9 protein-coding genes are annotated in these 19,023 nt (G+C 39.1%); 2 read left to right on the forward strand and 7 right to left on the reverse strand.

Annotation, left to right across the window (positions count from 1 at the left end; translation table 11 throughout):
* Positions 1-9: 9 nt before the first annotated feature.
* Positions 10-414 (forward strand): hypothetical protein, encoded by a 405-nt coding sequence (locus G7092_RS04700; protein WP_166086697.1) that lies wholly within the window; start codon positions 10-12, stop codon positions 412-414.
* Positions 415-493: 79 nt separating this feature from the next.
* On the forward strand, positions 494-6,100 hold the full coding sequence (locus tag G7092_RS04705) for an alpha-2-macroglobulin family protein (RefSeq protein ID WP_166086700.1): 5,607 nt from the start codon (positions 494-496) through the stop codon (positions 6,098-6,100).
* Between the two features lie 96 nt (positions 6,101-6,196).
* Here G7092_RS04705 and G7092_RS04710 read toward each other — a convergent pair whose 3' ends face one another.
* The 7 genes from G7092_RS04710 to G7092_RS04740 all read right to left on the reverse strand — a co-directional run bounded on the left by G7092_RS04710 (position 6,197) and on the right by G7092_RS04740 (position 19,008).
* Positions 6,197-6,799: a porin family protein gene (locus G7092_RS04710; RefSeq protein ID WP_166086702.1), complete on the reverse strand. Its 603-nt coding sequence runs from the start codon at positions 6,797-6,799 to the stop codon at positions 6,197-6,199.
* Positions 6,800-6,987: 188 nt separating this feature from the next.
* Entirely contained in the window at positions 6,988-8,388 is a 1,401-nt protein-coding gene (locus G7092_RS04715) for a TolC family protein (RefSeq protein ID WP_235953776.1), read from the reverse strand.
* A gap of 40 nt (positions 8,389-8,428) precedes the next feature.
* Positions 8,429-9,106, reverse strand: a complete 678-nt coding sequence (locus G7092_RS04720; protein WP_166086706.1) for an ABC transporter ATP-binding protein — start codon at positions 9,104-9,106, stop codon at positions 8,429-8,431.
* Positions 9,107-9,353: 247 nt separating this feature from the next.
* Complete coding sequence (locus G7092_RS04725) at positions 9,354-11,726, reverse strand: ABC transporter permease (protein ID WP_166086709.1); 2,373 nt, start codon at positions 11,724-11,726, stop codon at positions 9,354-9,356.
* Positions 11,727-11,786: 60 nt separating this feature from the next.
* Positions 11,787-14,165 (reverse strand): ABC transporter permease, encoded by a 2,379-nt coding sequence (locus G7092_RS04730; RefSeq protein WP_166086711.1) that lies wholly within the window; start codon positions 14,163-14,165, stop codon positions 11,787-11,789.
* A gap of 39 nt (positions 14,166-14,204) precedes the next feature.
* Positions 14,205-16,595, reverse strand: a complete 2,391-nt coding sequence (locus G7092_RS04735) for an ABC transporter permease (RefSeq protein WP_166086714.1) — start codon at positions 16,593-16,595, stop codon at positions 14,205-14,207.
* Positions 16,596-16,653: 58 nt separating this feature from the next.
* Positions 16,654-19,008, reverse strand: coding sequence for an ABC transporter permease (locus tag G7092_RS04740; RefSeq protein WP_166086716.1), 2,355 nt, complete (start codon positions 19,006-19,008; stop codon positions 16,654-16,656).
* Positions 19,009-19,023: the final 15 nt, after the last annotated feature.

Raw genomic sequence — 19,023 nt, forward strand, 5'->3', positions numbered from 1 at the left:
CAAAAAAACATGATAAAAGATCTTCCCGAAAATAACGTACAGGATATAGCAGTAGCAGTTGCATTAGAGGGTGAAAATATCGAAAGCAAGATTTGGTATGTATACCTCATCAATCTAAAAAATGAACCTATAGAAAATGTACTGGTTACATCTAAAGGTTATGGTGAAAAAGATGGTGTACAGGTAAAAACTTCAACCTTGAGACACATGTTTCCCGAAGTTCCGGGCCAGGCATTTAAGCTTATTGAACCGATTGATGAGCAAACGTTTGGTCTTAATAACGAATATTGGCTTAGTTATTATATCGGAAAAAATATCTACGATAAAAAGTTCATTTTTTTGCCTGAAAGCATCGTTGAAATGAACTTTATCAAACTCCCGGTTTTGAATAAACCAGGCGTTATGATACTATAATTTCATAAAATAAGTTTCCGTTTAAATTATTTATTCTCATAAATTTTATAATTTACATGATTATAAATAAACCTATTCCATGGAGAACGGATATACCAGATTCCGCAGACGCAAAAGTATTATTACTATCTGCGCGTCACTTGCGCTCATCTTATTAGTTGTTTACATTATTGCTAATGGACGTAAAAAAACGGCAGTGGACCCGGCTTTTAGCAAATATATTGAATCGTATACTACAGGAGTTATCTCGAAAGAAAGCACCATCCGCATACGTCTTGCCGGACAGGTTCAGGTTACCCATCAGCAAAACGAACAACTTACTGATGACCTTTTTGATTTTTCCCCATCAGTAAAAGGTAAAGCCTACTGGGTTGATACCAGAACTATTGAATTTAAGCCGGCCAGCAAACTTGATCCCGAAAAAAACTACACAGTAGATTTTGATCTGAGTAAACTGATCGAGGTTCCGTCGAAATTTGCCCATTTTAAATTCGGGTTTCAAGTAGTAAAACCTGATTTTAATATAAATTTTGATGGTTTAACAACCGCAACAAATTCATCTGTTGACGAAATGAAATTGGGGGGAACCATCCAGACCGCTGATGCAGAAGATCCATCGCTTGTTGAAAAGCTATTAACCGTTAATTACGAGTTCCCTGTTAAAATAAGCTGGGAGCATAATACAGGTACCAAAGCTCATCACTTTAAAATAACCGGGTTAAAAAGGCAATCTGGCAAGGCTACACCAGTTAGTATTAACTGGGATGGTAATAGTTTGAATATTGATAAGAAAGGTAATCAACGTTTTGACGTACCCGCCATAGGCGATTTTAAGGTATTGGATATACGTGCCGTGCAAGATAATGATCAATATGTATTGGTTCAGTTTTCTGATAATATACTGATTGGACAGGAATTGAATGGCCTTATAGGCATCAATAATATTACCGATCCTGCTTATACCATTGATGGCAGTACGGTGAAAGTTTATTCGCCCGAAAGTCTTCAGGGCAATTACAGTGTATTTGTAAATGAAGGGGTTGAGAACATCTCGCATAAAAAAATCACAAAAACGTATACAGCCAGTGTCTTTTTTGAGAATCGGTTACCGGCTGTAACCATACCTGGTAAAGGTGTTATCCTCCCCGACTCCGGTAAATTGATGATGCCTTTTGAAGCGGTGAATTTGAACGCTGTTGATGTAAGTATCATTAAGATTTATGAAAGCAATGTGCCTCAGTATTTTCAAAGTAATGGTTTTGATGGTGGGCAGGAATTACGTCAGGTTGGTAAACCTGTAGTTCAGAAAACCATCAGGCTTGATAATGATAAAAGCCTTAACCTGAATAAAAAGAATCGTTTTATGCTGGATCTGGATCAGATGATCCGCACAGAACCAGGAGCGATATACCGCGTCGTGATCGGCTTCCGGAAAGAATACTCCCTGTATAACTGTAGCGTTGCCGGAGCAGGCGTAAAAAGTAGTAATAGCGATGGCGATGATGAGGGATATGATGGAGGGGAATATTATAATGATAACAGCAAGGTAAATGATGAGGATGACGACTTTTGGTCGCGTTATGACAATTTTTATCCGGAGGGTTATAACTGGCAGGACAGAAACAATGCCTGTACCCCATCCTACTTTACCAAACAGCGTTGGGCAACACGTAACATTATAGCTTCAAACATTGGCCTTATAGCCAAACGAGGTACCAACAATAATATGCTGGTGGCGGTGACTGATATTCTAAGCGCTCAGCCCATGGATGGTGTGGACCTTGAACTGCTGGATTATCAGAAACAGGTGATCTACAAAACCACGTCGGGCAGTGATGGCATTGTCAAATTTGATCTTAAACGAAAACCTTACTTACTGGTTGCCAAAAAAGGCGCTCAGCGCGGTTATCTGAAATTGGATGATGGCAGCTCCCTGCCCCTCACCCGTTTTAATGTAGGTGGCGAAGAAGTGCAGAGCGGTCTTAAAGGTTTTATATATGGCGAGCGGGGTGTGTGGCGCCCGGGCGATTCCATATATGTATCATTTATACTGGAGGATAAACTAAAAACACTTCCGGCAGATCACCCGGTTCAGTTTGAGTTATATGACCCTAATGGTAAGTTATATAAGCGTATCAGCAAAACAACAGCTTTAGATGGCTTTTATAGCTTTCACACTTCTACAGAAACCTCCTCACCAACCGGTAACTGGACTGCTAAGGTAAAGGTTGGCGGTGCCTTATTTGAAAAGAAGATCAAGGTAGAGACTATTATGCCTAACCGCATGAAGTTGAATCTTTCGTTTGGCGGTGCTGCGGAATTAACCAAAGGCAATAATGCCAATGGTAAGCTGAGCGCGCAATGGTTATTTGGTGGGGCTGCGCAAAATCTCAAAGCCAAGGTCGACGCTTTTTTAACACCCCAAACCACAAGCTTTAAAAAATACGAGGATTATGTTTTTGATGATCCAACACTGGCTTTTAACACACAAACCCAAACGGTATTTGACGGCAAGCTCAGCGCCGATGGCTTAGCTGACGTAGATGCTAATATCAATGTAGAAAAACAGGCACCTGGACAGCTAAGGGCTAATTTCCTGGTTAAAGTATTTGAACCTGGCGGTAATTTTAGTATACAGCAAACTACCTTGCCTTATAACGTATATCCGGGCTATGTAGGTATTAAAACGCCACATGGCAGCGAGCTTTCGGGCATGCTGGTTACGGATCAGGATCATGAGGTTGACATAGCTGATGTAGATGTACATGGCAATGCATTGGCCGGAGCCCGTACTGTTCAGTTAGAATTGTATAAAGTACAATGGCGCTGGTGGTGGGATCAAACCGGCAACGAAACAAGTAATTTCACACAGGATAAATACAATAAGCTTATTAAAGCTGCAACCGTAGAAGTTACCAACGGGCATGGTAAATGGATTCTTCGTGTACCTAAAGCCGATTGGGGCCGCTACCTGATCAAGGTAAAAGACGAGCAAACGGGACACTCTACTGGAAAATTCATTTATGTGGATTGGCCAAACTGGTCGGAAAGGTTACAGCAAACCAACCCTACTGAAGCAGCGATGCTGTCATTCACATCCGATAAAACCAGTTACAAAGTGGGTGAACAGGCAACATTAACCATACCAACAGCTGTCGATGGTCGCGCATTGATCAGCTTTGAAAACGGTAGTAAGGTTTTAAAAACAGCCTGGATAGATACTAAAAAAGGCCAAACGCAATACCATTTTACTGTTGATGAAACTATGGCCCCTAATGTATTTGTGAATGTTACCTTATTGCAAAGGCATTCGCAAACCGTTAACGACTTGCCTATCCGTATGTACGGCGCTATTCCATTACAGGTTGATAATCCGGAAACTATCTTGAAACCAGTGATCAGCATGCCAGACAAAATACGACCTGAAACACAGTCGGCCATTACCGTATCTGAGGCATCAGGAAAGGAAATGACTTATACCATTGCCATAGTTGATGAAGGCTTACTGGATATCACCAATTATAAAACACCTAGCCCGCATGAAGCTTTTTACGCAAGGGAAGCGCTCGGGGTAAAAACCTGGGATCTATTTGATTATGTAATAGGCGCTTTTGGTGGCGGACTGGAACGTATTTTAAGTATAGGTGGAGATGGCAACCTGGGCACTAACAAAAATGTGTCTGTGAATCGTTTTAAACCAGTTGTGAAATTCATGGGGCCATTTCATCTGGGCAAAGGCGAAAAGCAAACTACGCCCTTTAAATTGCCTCAATATGTGGGCTCTGTTAAGGCGATGGTAATTGCCGGTCACGATGGCAGTTATGGTTTTGCTGATAAAGCTGTGGCCGTGAAGAAACCACTGATGATATTGGCCACATTACCTCGTGTGCTTGGCCCAACAGAAAAAGTGCAGTTACCTGTTACCGTATTCGCTATGGAACCGAATATTAAAACGGTTACGGTGTCGGTACAATCAAATGCATTCAGTAACCTGACAAATAATAACACCAAAACAATAACCTTCGCTAAAACTGGAGACCAACTGGTTACATTTGATCTGGATGTTAAAGATTTTGTAGGTGTAGGAAAAGTAAAGATCATTGCCAAAAGTGGCTCTGAAACTGCTGCTTATGATGTGGAGCTGAATGTGCGTAACCCTAATCCACCAGTAACCCGGGTATTGGAAAAGGAACTCAATCCAGGCGAGGTTTGGAATGCAGCATATCAGGCCATAGGCATTAGCGGAACTAATAAAAATACACTCGAAATTGCTTCTATACCTCCTTTAAACCTAAGCAAACGACTCGATTATCTGATAGCTTATCCGCATGGTTGCGTAGAGCAAACTACATCTTCGGCTTTCCCGCAATTGTATTTAGGCCAATTACTTGATCTTTCACCTATTCAAAAGGCTGAAGCGGAACGTAATATCAAAGCTACCATTAACAGGCTTAACGGCTTCCAGGTACAGGGAGGTGGTTTGAGCTATTGGCCGGGTTATGGTGACGCAGATGAGTGGGGAACCAATTACGCCGGCCATTTTATGCTGGCGGCCCAAGCTAAAGGTTATAGTATGCCGATTGGTTTTATTGAGCAATGGAAAAAATATCAAAAACAAAAAGCCCAAACCTGGGCACCGGATCCGCATAAATTTTACGGTGATGATTTGAATCAGGCCTATCGTTTATACCTCCTTGCTTTAGCAGGTTCCCCCGAATTAGGCGCAATGAACCGGCTCAGGGAGTTTAAGTATTTAAGCATTGAGGCAAAATGGCGATTGGCAGCAGCTTATAAACTTGCCGGGCAACCCGAAGCCGGCTTAAGAATGGTTGCTGGTTTACCCACCACCATAAAGCCATATAATACCATGTATGGAACTTATGGCTCCGACCTGCGCGATGAAGCGATGATACTGGAAACCCTTACTTTGCTTGGACAACAGCAAAAAGCAGCAGGATTATTACGCACTGTGGCTTCGAGATTATCCCAGGATGACTGGTACAGTACCCAAACCACGGCTTACTCCCTTATTGCCATAGCGCAATATTGCGGGCAAAACAAAGCCGCTAGCAAGCTTATTTTTAGATATGATGGCGGAGCATCAAAGGGCAATATTAATTCCGCTTCTTATATATGGCAAGCTGGTTTGGCTGCAAACGGCGGAAAAGTGATGGTTAAGAACAATGGCACCAACAAGCTATATTTAAGACTCATACAAAAAGGCCAGCCTTCATCGGGGCTTGATGTAAAAACCTTTATTGATCCGCAGGTGATGGATATGAGGGTAGGTTATTTTACGATGGGTGGTAAACCTATTGATCCAACAACCTTAAAACAGGGTACCGATTTTGTTGCCCAGGTTAATATTAAAAACCCTGGCAGACGTGGCCGGTATGATAATTTAGCACTTACACAGATATTTCCATCTGGTTGGGAGATATTGAATAGCAGAATGCTGAACAATGACGAGGCATTCAAATCCTCACCATCTGATTACAGGGATGTTCGGGACGACCGGGTGAATACTTATTTTAGCTTAGTGGAAGGTAAAGAGGTTACCTACTATGTAATGCTCAATGCTGCCTATGCAGGTCATTACTACTTACCGGCAGTGTATTGTGAGGCTATGTACAACAGCACCATCAACAGCTTAATTAAAGGACAATGGGTTGATGTATTAAAGTAAAGTAAAATAAGTCACATGGATATTTATAAACATTATTGATTCAAAACAAAAAAGACCCGCTATTTAGCGGGTCTTTTTTAAAAGATCATTTTTTCTTTATAGCGAAAATAATTTGTAAGCCAGAGCAAGGCTAAAAACGTTTACCCGTGTATGTGAATTACCATCACCGTAAGCAATTTTGTTTAAACCACCTTCGTAACGTAAATCAACCGAGAAACTTCTGATATCAACACCAGCACCAATCTGAAAACCATAATTGGCACTTTTATAATTTAGATGTGTGGCTTCACCGGCAGATTCTGCAAAACTTTGATTCTTATCTACAGCAAACGAGAGTACAGGTCCGCCGTAAAAACGGCCGCCCAAGCCAAATGCACCTATTTTGCCGCCTAACAATAAAGGTACATCAATACTGGTAAATTTAGCTTTGTTCTCAGGTTCATTTGGGGCACTTACATTAATATTCTTGCTGGTAAGATAAAGTTCTGGTTGAAAATTAAACCCTAAACCACCTACCCTGGCCCAAAAACCCGCCAAATAACCTGCACGATTATTATTATTAAATACTCCGTTTGAAGGAAAAGAGGCATAGTTTAAACCACCTTTTACACCAAATGAAAAACTAGGTATTACCTGGGCAGAGGCCATACCGATAGTGAATAAGCAGATACTTAAAGTTAAAATAATTGTTTTTTTCATGTTTTAGAATTGTTTTTAAGGTGATTGATGTAAAAGCGTTAATACTGTTGTAAACTAAACGTTTTATAATTAGCAATATCCGGCTCATAATGTTTTATAATTTTATGCAAAACACTATGAGCCGGATATCAGGATTTAAAATCTGGGAATAAAAGTATAAATTTTTTACAGAATCAGTGTAATTCTATTTACCATGATAGCCGCCCCATATAGTAATCAAGTACTTTATTATAAATATAACAATCGTAACGGGCATTAATGAGATTGATATTGGCCTTATCAAAATTATTTTTAGCTACTACAAAATCAACTGAAGTTAGCACACCTGCATTAAAACGGATTTCGGCCGTTCTGAAAGATTCTTTGTAAGCTTTAACCTGCTCCACCAATACATTGTATCTGTTATAGGCCAATGTCATATTCACATAAGCTTGTTCTACATTCTGGCGTAAAACATTTTTGGTGTTTTCTTCTATATACTTTGATTCCTGCAGATTAATTTTGGCAAGCTTAACCTTGTTTTGGTTTTGAAAATAATTCAAAATAGGTATAGTTAATCTAATACCGAACTGCGTTCCATAGTTATTTTTAAACTGGTCATAATAACCTATGTTTTTGTAGACATTATCATATTGTGTTGTATAAACGGTGCTTTTACCTGTTGGGGTATTAACAAATTGCTTAGTTGGTACTATAGATGAATCGCTAACGGTAGAGTTTTGTGCGGCACTTGAGTAGTTAGTTGTTATTCCGCCAAATAAAGAAATTGTAGGTGATAAGGCCCCCTTGGCTACCTTTACACCTTTTTCGGCGCTTTGCCGTCTTAATTCTGCAGCCTTTACATAAGCGAGTTGTTTTAACGCAGTATCAAATACCTGATCAGCATTTTCACCGGTTTGTTTGGCAACATCCTGCACACTTATAGGTTCCAGTTTTATGTTTCTATTATAAGGAATATTCAATATCTGAACCAGACTCAGTTTCGATGCCTCCAGATTGTTCTTGGTATTTACTAAGTTAAGTTCATTATCACCATAGGTACCCTTTAGGTCATACAAGTCTGAAGGCAATTTATTAGCACCATCTTTTTCTAATATCTCCAGCCTTTCAACCTGTTTCTTTGATACATCAAGTTGATTATAGGCCTGGGCTAATAGCTCTGTATTATCTAATACTAAAAGATAAGCGGTTATCACATTAATAGTTACCTGATCTTTTGCCTGTTGAAAATCCATTTTACCAGCCTGATAGGCCAATGACGTTTGCTTAATAGCATTTAAGTTTTGCAGCCCGCTAAATAGGGTTAAACTGGCATTTAAGCTGTAATTGCCAGCTGTATATGATTGAGTTACATAGCTGTTTGTGAACGGGTTGATACTGCGCCCACTATTGAGGCTATGATCAACCTGACCGTTTAATGATGGTAACAAATTCTCTTTAGCCTGCGTATAGCCTATCTGTAAGCGTTGCATCTGAAGGGCATTTTGTTGTACTACCAGGTTGTTTTTTATAGCAAGATCTATACACTGGCGTATAGTGGTTAGGGTATCTGTTTGTGCCTGAGTTTTGACGGCTGATAATATCGTCAACCCCAAAAATATAAGTTTAAAGTATCGCATTATTGTATGATCAGAGTTGTTTTGAAGATTCGATTTTACCATCTAAAAGATTAATGATACGCGAACCGTATTCGGCATTTTTTTCGGAGTGCGTTACCTGAATAATAGTAACCCCGTCTTCTTTATTTAGCTTACGGAATAATTCCATTATCTCCTCCCCTTGTTTAGAATTTAGGTTGCCAGTCGGCTCATCAGCCAGTAACAATTTGGGTTTAGCTATCAGTGCACGGGCTATGCCCACCAACTGCTGTTGTCCGCCTGATAATTGTGCAGGAAAAAGATCTTTTTTACCTACAATATTAAAACGATCCAATATATCGGCTACCATAGCTTTACGCTCAGCTCCCTTAAAATCCTGATAAATTAATGGTGTTTCGATGTTTTCGTAAACGGTAAGCTCATCAATTAAATGGTATGCCTGAAAAACAAAGCCAACATACTGCTTGTACAAAGCCGAACGCTGTTTTTCTTTCAGTTGATGTACTGCATGACCGGCAAAATAGTGGTATCCTTCTGATGGTTCGTCAAGCATACCGATGATATTAAGTAAGGATGATTTACCCGAACCCGAGGGCCCCATAATAGACACAAACTCGCCTTCATCAATTTCAAGACTAAGATCATTAAGAACAAAATTTTTAAGCCCGCTTACCTGGTAGTATTTCGAAATATGTTGGAGTGATAGCATTTTAAATAATCGTTTTGGTTAGTACTTATAAGTTTTTGTTTAAAAATATCAATTCATTTCTTGCAATCAAGTATCAATAATATACCAAACTATTAATTATCTAAAAATCAATTGATTATACCAATCATTGTCATGGATACTGTTCGCTTACGTAACACGGAGCGTACGGTTATGATACAATGAAAAAGCCGAAAACTTAAGGCAGAAAGTTAAAATCTTTCTTGTCCTAAGCTTTCGGCTTTTTTGTTTATTCGCTTCTTAAACTTTTTACGGGATTAGTTATTGCAGCTTTAATAGCCTGGAAGCTGATGGTTAACAGTGTAATGACTATTGCCGCCACAGCTGAAATAAGGAAAACGCCAGGGCCAATACTTATACGATAATCATATTTTTGTAGCCAGTTTTGCAAAAAGTATAAAGCCAGCGGCGATGCGATAACACAACTGATAATAACCAACAAGACAAAATCTTTCGAGAGCAGGAACCATAATTGGCTTACCGTTGCCCCTAAAACCTTACGCACACCAATTTCTTTGGTGCGTTGCTCTGCTATATAAGCGGCCAGTCCAAATAAACCCAGGCATGATATAAAAATGGCCAGACCTGCAAATATGCCTGATAACTTTCCTATTAATACTTCCTGACTGAACTTGCGATTGTAATCGTCATCAACAAACCGATAGGTGAAAGGATACGCTGGATTATATTTAGAAAATATCTGCCCGATTTTTTCAACGGCGTTATGAGGGTTTACATTTGGAGAAAGCCGATAGATGATATTATCCTGCGGAAAAGTGCTATAAACAAACATGGTTGGATCTGCTTTGGCGAACGGTGAGATCATTAAGGCATCTTTCATCACACCAACGATCTTCATTTTGTTTCCATTATATTGTATAATTTGGCTGAGCGGTTCCTTTAATCTTAAGCGTTTAACAGCGGCCTCATTAAATATCAGATTTAAAGTATCTGAAGCAACGCCGGTATATTCCCTACCTTCTTTAACATGCATGCCCAAGGTTTTAAAATAATCACTGGTGATAAAAACGACTCCCATTTCAACAGTTTCACCCGCCAATTTACCCGGCCAGTGATCAATATTATTATGTAAATAAATATCAGTAGCCGGACTGGAAGCTTGGGTTATACTTTGAACAACACCACTTTGTAACAATTCATCTTTTAATGCCGGATAGTTTTTACCCAGGTCACTATTAGAATTGGTTGTCATCAAACTATTAATATTATAGCCGGAAGGCCGGTTTCGTGCGTATTGGATCTGTCTGTAAATGACTATGGTACCGATGATAAGTGCAATAGAACAACTAAACTGCATTACTACCAGTATCTTTCTTGACAATGAAGCGGAACGCCCTGCCTGTATTGTCCCCTTTAAAACTTTTACGGGGTTAAATGACGATAAATAAAATGCGGGTCTGCTCCCGGCAATAAGCGCAGTAAGTAATACACAGCCAATAGCTATTAACCAAAAAGCGATATTTTGAAAAGGTATGCCAATAGTCGTGCCCGTAAGAGCATTAAAAGGTGCTAATGCTATTTGTACAAACAGTAACGAAAACAAGAATGCTATAAATGTAATGATGGTTGATTCGGTCAAAAACTGAAAAATCAAATGCTTACGTTGTGAGCCGATAGCTTTCCTGATACCAACTTCCCGGGCACGTTTTTCAGACCGTGCCGTTGTGAGGTTAATAAAGTTAATACAGGCAATTGCCAGAACCAAAATTCCAATTATACTAAAAATACGCACATACTCAATAAAGCCCCCACTGGCTACCCCGTTTTTCCAACTATTGTATAAATGCCAGTCATGCATTGGTTGTAAGATAACCTCGGAATTTTTTGCATTGATGTTATTTTCACCTTTTTCCATATTTTTTATCTTCGGTGCTAACTGACTATATGAAGCTCCAGCTTTGAGCTTTACATATATCAGAAAAGCATTAGCGCCGAAACTTCCGCTACGCGCCTGTTTTACATAAGGCTGTGTTGCCTCCATGTATGCAAAGGGGATAAGATACTTAAATTGAAAAGACGAATTACCAGGCAAATCCTGTAGTACACCGGTTACTTTTAAATTATCCTTATTATCAACTTTTACTGTTTTGTTTATAACATCTGTAGAACCAAACAGAGCTATTGCAGTAGCTTTTGTCAGTACAATAGAATACGGATCTTTAAGTGCATCTTTCATATTTCCCTGAAGCATGGGATATTGAAACATTTTTAAAAAATCGCTTCCTACTTGCGAACCATTTAGATAAAACTTTTTTTCGCCAACCATTAAGCCGTGGGATCCATTGCCGTCTGTTTCTGCCGCATATTCTATTTCCGGAAAATTATTTCGAAGTGCATCGGCCAGCTTCAGTGATGTACTGCTGAAGGTAAGTGTTTCACCATTGCTGTTGAAATTACGCCAAACCTGATATAATTGCCCATAATTCGGTAAAAACCTGTCATATGAATACTCATTATTTACCCAAAGGGCAATAAGCAATGCAACCGCCATCCCGGCAGCCAGTCCAAGTATATTTATGGCGCTGTAAACTTTATTACCTACCATATTGCGCCAGGCTATTTTAAAATAATTTTTGATCATATTTTACAAATCCGAAAATCTAAGCGTTAAATCCTAAACTATAAAAACTTTTATGCTCTATTATTCACTCCGTAAACTCTTTACCGGATTAGCCGTTGCTGCCATAACGGAACGGTAGCCTACTGTAATAGAAGCAATAATGAATGTAGACAGGATAGATGCCAGGAAAATGCCTGGCCCAATGGTTATACGATATTTAAAGTCCTGTAAATAATTGTGCATAGCCCACCATGCTAGTGGCGCGGCAATTACAAAAGCGATAAGTAATAAATAAGTAAACTCTTTACCAAACAACCATAATATGTGCGCGGTATCTGCGCCTAATACCTTACGTACTCCTATTTCTTTGGTTTTGCGTACGGCCATAAACGATACCAGGCCGTATAAACCCAGGCAACCTATCAATATAGCTATAGCTGCAAATGCCTCAACTAATTTTAGTTGTATATTATCCATCTCGTAAAACTTGCCAACACTATCGTCAAGAAACTGGTACGAGTAAAGTTCTTCGGGGAAGGTTTCGTTCCATATTTTTTCAAATGCAGCCAGTGAAGTTTGAGCGTTACGCATATTTATCTTAATTGCTAATGTAGAATATGACCGGTAATCTGGCATGATACAAATAGGCGATATTTCAGTATGGAATGAGTAGTTATAAAAATCTTTTACTACACCTACAATAGGTGCTGTAGTTGATCTCCCATTTACAGACAGCATTTTACCGATCACATCCTGAGGTTTAAGGTTAAGCTTTTTTACAAAGGTTTCATTCACCAAAAATTCACGTGTAGTGTCTGCCGGAAAAAAGTTACGTCCGGCAACTAACTTCATTCCAAAGGTTGATAAATAATTCTCATCACCTGGTTTGGTATTGATACCCCAGTGCTCATCATCGGCCCGGTGATTGAAACGAACATCTGTACTGTTGTTTGATTGAGAAGCGGGTGGTCTGTAACAATAAGATAATTTCTCAACTCCTTGTACCTCACTAATCCGATTATGCAAAGTACTCAGCTTAGCCTTATCATTCTGAGGCACTGGTAGCAATACAACAGCATCTTTATTAAAACCCAGATCGGCATTCTGTGAATAATGTAATTGCGACACAATAATTATGGCTCCTATAATCAGCACCTGTGAAATAGAGAATTGTGTAACCACAAGTATGCGTCGCAATGAAAACCCTCCTACATGTTTTTGTGAGAGCTTACTTTTAAGCGCCAATATAGGTTGAAAACGGGCTAATACTAACCCCGGATATGAGCCGGATAAAAATACCACCAATACGCTTATCAGTACAATAAACACAGCAAGCTTAGAAAACTCAAATGTCATTTCTGAGTGAAATAAATTATTTATCAGGGGCAGTGCTATAAATGATAAGGCTACAGCCAGAATAAGAGCCACCAGGGTAATTAAAGCAGTTTCGGCTATAAACTGCCAGAATAATTGGCGAGGGAGACTACCTAAAACCTTTCTTACCCCTATTTCTTTAGCCCGATTCAATGCCTGGGCTGTAGCCAGGTTAACAAAGTTTACACATGCGGTAATGATCAGGAACAGGCCAATGAAGAATAAAGCCCATAAGTATTTCTTGTCGGCATAACCATCAAGATCGGAATTGAAGTGTATATCTGAAAGAGGCTGTAATTTAAATTTCCATACCTGTAAATCATGACCTGTATAATGCTTTTTAACAATAAGTGCCATGGCTTCATTTGCGCTGGTCAACGTAGTTGATGGTTTTAATAGCGTAAACACTTCGCTTCCGCTAAAAACACCGCCCCAATTATCTTCACGTCGCTTATCAGTATATTCATCCATATTACCATACGAAACATATACCTGTTGTTTACGATCGGTATTGGCGGGAAAATCTTTCAACACTCCAGTAATCGTAAAATTTACTTTATTATCCAGGCGAATAACTTTCCCTATTGGATTATCATCACCAAAATATTTTCGGGCGGTTTTTTCCGTTAGTATGGCTTCACCTGGTTTTACCAGTATCGTTTTTTTATCTCCTTTTAATAACGGAAAATTCAGGATACTAAAATAGTCTGGTTCAGTAAAAGCAACTCCATTTTCTTCATTAAATTTTTTAACCTGATTACCCTGAGTAATGCTGATTAAATTGTCGTGAAAGCTGATGACACGGGCTGTTTTTTCTGCCAGCGCAAAATCGTTACGAAAGGTTTTTCCCAAAGGTTGCGGCACCCCCTGCGATCTGCCAATGCCATCGTCATGCCATTCCGTATATAAGCGGTAAACTCTGTCGGGGTTTTTATGAAAATTATCAAAGCTGAGATGATAAGTGATGAGTGTAAAAATCAAAATACCACAGGTAATGCCCAGGGTTAATCCCGCAACACTGATAAATGCGTAAGCCTTATTGCGTTTTAAATTGCGCCAGGCTATTTTAATATAGTTTTTGATCATAAGGGTAAAATTCTAAACTGACATACTTTTTATTTACAATTACTCACTGCGCAAGCTTTTTACGGGGTTAGCTAAAGCTGCTTTTATAGCCTGGAAACTGATAGTTATTAATGTAATTACAATAGCTGCTGCTGCCGATAATACGAATACTCCCGGGCCAATAGTGATACGATAATCATATTTTTGCAACCAGTGTTGTAGAAAGTAAAATGCTACCGGTGATGCGATAATACAGCTTATACCTACCAATAAAATAAAGTCTTTTGACAATAACAGCCACACCTGAGCTACCGACGCCCCCAATACTTTACGTATACCAATTTCCTTTGTTCGTTGTTCGGCAACGTAAGCAGCTAATCCAAACAAACCAAGGCATGATATTAAAATGGCTAGGCCTGCAAATATTCCTGCCAGTTTACCGACCAGTATTTCCAGATTAAATTTATGATTGTATTCTTCATCAACAAACTGGTAGATGTACGGATAAGCTGGGTTATAAGAGTCAAATATATTAGTGAGTTTTTTAATGGTCTCCTGCGTATTGGCATTGGACGATAAACGGTACATGATATTATTGGCTACGTGGCCATGACTAAAAATGGCCGGTTCAACTGGTGTAAACGGCGAGCCCATCAAGGCATCTTTTACTACTCCAATAACACGTACAGGTACACTGCTACCATTCCAGCTTACTAATTGATTTATTGGATTTTTCAAACCAATTCTTTTTACAGCAGCTTCATTAAGTATAACACTGGTAGAATCGGCTGTCCAGCTGTGCGTAAAATCACGGCCTTCTTTAAGGGTCATTCCCAGGGTTTTAAAATAATCATCCGATACAAAAACAGCCGCGATATTCACTGCTTCATCGCCGGCACTTTTACCTGGCCATTTATCGAGTGACATATGGCTATATATATTGGTAACCGGGCTTGAGGCCGCAGCAACGCTTTCTACATACCCGCTCGCCAGTAAGTCGTTTTTTAAAGCATCATATTTTGTATTCAGATCCCCGCTCATGTCAGTCATCATTAGTCGGGCTGCATTATAGCCTGTTGGTCTGTCTTTGGCGTGTTGTATTTGCTGGTACACAATGATTGTACTGATGATTAGGGCAATAGAGCAGCTGAACTGCGTTACCACCAATATTTTACGAGGTAGTGATGCCGATTTCCCTTCTTTGATAGAGCCTTTTAAAACCTTCACCGGATTAAATGAGGATAGATAAAATGCCGGCCTGCTTCCAGCCAGTAAACCGGTTAACAGCACATAAATTAACATGCTGCTCCAAAATATTGGATTGGCATACGGTATACTAATAGCACTGTTAACCAATGAATTAAAATATGGCAGCGCTAACTGTACAAACAATATCGAAAATAAGAAAGCAATGAAAGTGATCAGCACAGATTCGGCTAAAAATTGGGTGATCAGGTCGCTACGCTGTGAACCGATTGCTTTTCGCACCCCTACCTCCCTTGCTCTTCGTTCAGAGCGAGCAGTTGACAGGTTCATGAAATTAATACAAGCAATCAGTAACACCAATATACCAATGATGCTGAACATCCGGACGTAATCGATAAAACCGCCTACAGCCTTGCCATTTTTAAAATCAGTATACAAGTGCCAATCTTTTAAAGGATGTAGAATCACTTTTGGTTTTCCTGGCCTCATTTGAGGACTATGTTCATATACCAGATTTTTAATTTTAGGCGCGATTTGTTCAACCGTTACACCAGGCTGTAATTCTACAAAAGCATTGAATGAATTATTTGTCCACGTGGTACGGGCGTTTTTCATCCAGTTTTCTGTTTGCTCTTTAAAGTTAAACGGAGTTAAAAAGGTAAACTGCTTGGTAGCGTTTTTAGGGATATCTTTTATTACACCCGTTACTTTTAAATTCTGCTGGTTATCAATACGGATGAATTTATTTATCGGATCGGCATTACCGAATAAAGCTCTGGCAGTTGATTCATTTAAAACAATAGAGTAAGGATCGGTTAATGCATCTTTAGCACTGCCTTTAACAAAAGGGTATTGAAATATCTTTAAAAAATCAGGGGCAGCTGCACCTCCGTTTAAATAAAGCTTTTTATCGCCAACCACTAAGGAATGCCACTGCCATCCTACCCAATCTGTTTCGGCAGCATACTTTATTCCGGGTATCTCTTTTCGCATCACATCAACCAATGGAATAGCCATAGCAGTCTGTGTATGCTCTCCATCGTGCTGAGTAGTGAAGTTTAATTCAACCTGGTATAACTGTTTATAGTTGGGCAGGAATTTATCAAAAGAATATTCATTCACTACCCACAACCCAATAATGAGCGCAACAGCCATACCGGCCGCTAACCCTAATATATTAATGGCGCTATAAACTTTATTGTTGACGATGTTACGCCATGCAATTTTCAAATAGTTCTTGATCATTATATTTTCAATGATGAAAGCTTAAATTTTAATTATAAGAAAGACTTTTAGTAGGATCCTATTCATTCCTTAAACTGTTAACCGGATTAGATAAAGCAGCTTTTATAGCCTGAAAACTGACTGTTGCCAGGGCTATAAACATGGCTAGTATACCTGCAGCCGCAAAAACCATCCAATTTATAGTTATTCGGTATTGATAATTTTGTAACCAGTTACTCAACGCCCACCAGGCAACCGGGAAAGCAATAAGGCTGGAAATTCCAACTAATTTTAAAAAATCCTTTGAAAGCAGACCAGTTAAACCGGCAACAGAAGCACCAAGTACTTTTCTGATCCCGATTTCTTTGATCCTGCGCTCAGCTGTGTATGCTGCCAAGCCAAATAAGCCCAGGCATGATATAAGTATAGCTAGCGAGGCAAATACACCCGCCAGTTTACCTGTTAAAGCTTCTGTTTTAAATAGCTGATCAAAATCATCATCCATAAATTTGTATTCAAAAGGATAACCTGGATTATTGGTCTTAACAATAGCACCAATTTTTACCAGTGCGCTCTGTAAATTCACATTTCTTTTGATACGTATGCTTAATACATCTGTTCCGGTTGGATTGTTATATAGTAAAAGTGGGGCTCCTGCGGCATACATATCATTATAAAGGAAATCTTTAACTATACCGGCTATCTCATAGCTTTTGTTACTAACATCGCGGATAATTGCTCCTATATGCCCTTGTTTGCCCATTTGTTTGGCAAGCGCCTCATTAATAATTACGCTATTACTATCTAAAGATGAATTAGCATAAAAATCTCTGCCAGATATTAATTTCATCCCCATAGTCCGTACAAATTGAGGACTCACATTTTCAAAGGAAATAAGCGGATTTTGTGTGGGTTGTTTCCCTTCCCATGAGTAATTATCGGTATTTTTCCATACCTGTAATACCGGAAAATCGCTTAACGATGCTTCTTCTACAACCCCGCTTTGTTTAAGCTGTTGATAAACGCTTTCAAAATGTGCCGAAAGTTTACCTTGTGTATTTACATAAATCAGGTCATTCTTATTATAGCCTAAATCCCTGTTTTTTACATGCTGTATTTGCTGGTAAATAATGATAGTACCAACAATGAGTATGATAGAAATAGAAAACTGAATAACCACCAATCCTTCCCTGATAAAACCTGCTCCAGCCGGTAATTTCATACTTTTTAATACTGTGATTGGATTAAACGACGAAAGATAAAAGGCAGGATAGCTACCTGCCAATAGACCAGTAACAATACCTATGGATACTAAATAAGTAAGATGCAGTGGCTCAGAAATATTAATAGACAGCTCTTTTTGAACCAGATTATTAAATGATGGCAGCACAAGATATATAATTCCAATAGCTATAAATACTGCTATAAAAGACATTACAATAGCCTCACCAATAAATTGAGCTATCAACTTACCTTTACCTGCGCCCATCACTTTACGTACACCAACTTCCTTGGCCCGTTTCTCTGACCTGGCGGTTGAAAGGTTCATGAAGTTAATGCAGGCTATAATAAGAATTATAAAAGCGATGATGGAGAATAAACGTACATACTCAATACGCCCACCATCCATTTTTCCGTTAACAAAATTATCGTGCAGGTTCCAATCGTTCATGCCAAAAAGAAAACATTCTGTTTGGGTACCGTCATTTTTACTGGCTAAATAATGCTGTAATTTTTTATTAACCCCATTAACATTGGCTGATGGCACCAATTCAACATAGGTAAGTGCCCAGTTGGCACCCCATCCGGTCATCCAGGGCATTTTGTGGTCAATATTGGCTAATGGAGCCAGCCACTGAAATTTAAACGTTGAATTTTTAGGTAAATCTGTAAAAACTCCGGTTACTGTATATTCTTGTTCGTTATTTATTTTTAACGTTTTGCCCACAGGATCTGAATCTCCAAAAAACTTTTTGGCCATGGTAGCATTAATCACAACGGAATGCAATTGCTTAAATACGTGGGTGATATCTCCATGAACAAATGATAACTTCAGCATGGAAAATATTTCTGGATCCGCGTAACTACCTTCTTCAGTAATAGCTTTCTCACCCAGAGAAAACAAAATATTATCCGTGCCGCCTGTACGGGCAACATTCTTTATTTCGGGCATTTCGGCTTTGATTGCTTTAGCCATAGGGCCTGGCGTTGCATGAAAGGTGGATATTTTACCTTCGTAGGTTTGGTTTTCATAAATGGTATACAGGTTATCCCGCTTCTCAAAATTATGGTTGAAGGTCAATTCATCTTGTACCCATAAAAATATGAACGAAGCACAGGCTATACCTATGGCTAAACCGGCAATATTTAAAAAGCTGTAAGCGCGGTTTTTGAGCAAGCTACGCAGGGTGGTTTTAAAATAGTTACCTATCATTGCAATTGTTTTAAG

The organism is Mucilaginibacter inviolabilis (genome assembly GCF_011089895.1).
In the GTDB taxonomy this organism is placed as follows: Bacteria; Bacteroidota; Bacteroidia; order Sphingobacteriales; family Sphingobacteriaceae; genus Mucilaginibacter; species Mucilaginibacter inviolabilis.

Bases quoted from the DNA above. Each gene is read 5' to 3' on its own strand.
- G7092_RS04725 (WP_166086709.1), bottom strand. From the start codon at position 11,726: ATGATCAAAAATTATTTTAAAATAGCCTGGCGCAATATGGTAGGTAAT.
- G7092_RS04700 (WP_166086697.1), top strand. From the start codon at position 10: ATGATAAAAGATCTTCCCGAAAATAACGTACAGGATATAGCAGTAGCA.
- G7092_RS04730 (WP_166086711.1), bottom strand. From the start codon at position 14,165: ATGATCAAAAACTATATTAAAATAGCCTGGCGCAATTTAAAACGCAAT.
- G7092_RS04740 (WP_166086716.1), bottom strand. From the start codon at position 19,008: ATGATAGGTAACTATTTTAAAACCACCCTGCGTAGCTTGCTCAAAAAC.
- G7092_RS04705 (WP_166086700.1), top strand. From the start codon at position 494: ATGGAGAACGGATATACCAGATTCCGCAGACGCAAAAGTATTATTACT.
- G7092_RS04710 (WP_166086702.1), bottom strand. From the start codon at position 6,799: ATGAAAAAAACAATTATTTTAACTTTAAGTATCTGCTTATTCACTATC.
- G7092_RS04720 (WP_166086706.1), bottom strand. From the start codon at position 9,106: ATGCTATCACTCCAACATATTTCGAAATACTACCAGGTAAGCGGGCTT.
- G7092_RS04735 (WP_166086714.1), bottom strand. From the start codon at position 16,595: ATGATCAAGAACTATTTGAAAATTGCATGGCGTAACATCGTCAACAAT.